A 1,545-nucleotide genomic window follows, 5' to 3' on the forward strand; every position below is an offset into this window, starting at 1 on the left:
CAGACCTGGCCCCAACCCACCCACGCCGGCACCCAAGCCATCCACATCAAACGACCCCAACCACCCGCCCCAGACCCGTAAAGCAACGGCATTGCCTCTAAGAGGGCGTTAAGTCCCGTTCCGGATGATCTGGTGTCGCTCGTTCGTGGGTGATGGGACGGTTCTGCCGCCGTGTGATGTCGTGTGCATGATGCGATCGCGGGCATGGAACGGATGCCGTACGCGACCGACTTGACCGACGAGCAGTGGGCGTTGATCGAACCGCTGGTGACCGGGTGGAAGCAGGTGCGGGTGGCACGGTCGGCCACCGGTCACCGGGGTTCCTGTGATCTGCGGGAGGTCGTGAACGCGCTGCTCTACCAGAACCGGACAGGTTGTCAGTGGCGGCTCCTGCCGCACGATCTCCCGCCCTGGTCGGCGGTGTTCTACTACTTCACGCTGTGGCGCGAGGACGGCCTCGACCAGCGGATCCAGGAGATTCTGCGCTGCCAGGTGCGGGAGCGGTCCAGACGATTAGAGGACCCGTCCCTGGTGATCATCGATACCCAGTCCGTCCGCGTGGCGGCCGGGGTGCCGAGGAAGACCACGGGACTCGACGTGAACAAGAGGACGCCTGGCCGTAAGCGTGGGCTCGTCGTGGACGTCATGGGCCTGATCATCGGTGTGGTGGTCCTGGCCGCGAGCGCGCACGACAACGAAGCCGGCATCGCGCTGCTGGACCATGCCGCCGAACGATGCGGGATGCGCCTGGAGAAGGCCCTGGTCGACCAGGGCTTCAAGGACGCCGTGATCATCCACGGAGCGGTGAAGGACATCACCGTCGAGGTCGTCCGGCGCAACCCCGACGACCAGGGCAAAGGCTTCGTTCCGCAACCGAAACGGTGGGTGGTCGAGCAGGTCAACGGCACCCTCATGCTCCACCGCCGTCTCGCCCGCGACTACGACCACCGGCCCGACAACGCGGCCTCCCGCGTCTACTGGGCCTCCACCGCGGGCATGCTCCGCCGCCTCACCACCCCCACACCCGCCTGGCGCGACGACGTGGAACTGGCCGCGTGAACGTCTGCGAACTCCTGCGGTTGCTGCAGACCGAACACGACGAGACCACCGCACGGGCCGACAGCCTGCGCGAACAGATCGAGCAGCTCACCACCGCCCTCGCCGAGGCCGAGGCCCGCCTGGCCGAGCTCACCGCCACCCGGAAGGTCATCGACAGCCTTGCTCTGCCCGGCCACGGGCAGACTTCCGCGGAGACCGACACCGTCTACCAGCGCATCGTGACCGCCTTCAACGAGCACTCCCAAAAGGTGTTCCGCGTCCGCGACCTCCACGAACATCTCGGCCTGCCCACCGACGAGCCCTCGATCAACGTCACCCGCTCCCGCCTGGGACGACTCGTTCGCCAGGGATTCCTCGAGCAGCCCGGACGCGGCCGCCACCAGAAACGGACTTACAACGGCTAACACAATGAGGTCGTCTGTCAGCCCATGCAGGCGATGCAGTGCGTAAGGTCCTCTGCAAGGAAGATGACAAAGCGCCGTTGTG

General features: G+C 66.3%; 2 protein-coding genes. Both read left to right on the forward strand.

The genetic code is table 11. The features are described from left to right. Positions 1 to 204: 204 nt before the first annotated feature. On the forward strand, positions 205 to 1,059 hold the full coding sequence (locus tag ACFWBT_RS42940) for an IS5 family transposase (RefSeq protein WP_385710256.1): 855 nt from the start codon (positions 205 to 207) through the stop codon (positions 1,057 to 1,059). Continuing rightward, positions 1,056 to 1,463 (forward strand): hypothetical protein, encoded by a 408-nt coding sequence (locus tag ACFWBT_RS42945; protein WP_385710259.1) that lies wholly within the window; start codon positions 1,056 to 1,058, stop codon positions 1,461 to 1,463. Before ACFWBT_RS42940 ends, ACFWBT_RS42945 begins: the two co-directional genes overlap by 4 nt. Positions 1,464 to 1,545: the final 82 nt, after the last annotated feature.

Source organism: Streptomyces sp. NPDC060027, assembly GCF_042737005.1.
Lineage (GTDB): Bacteria > Actinomycetota > Actinomycetes > Streptomycetales > Streptomycetaceae > Streptomyces.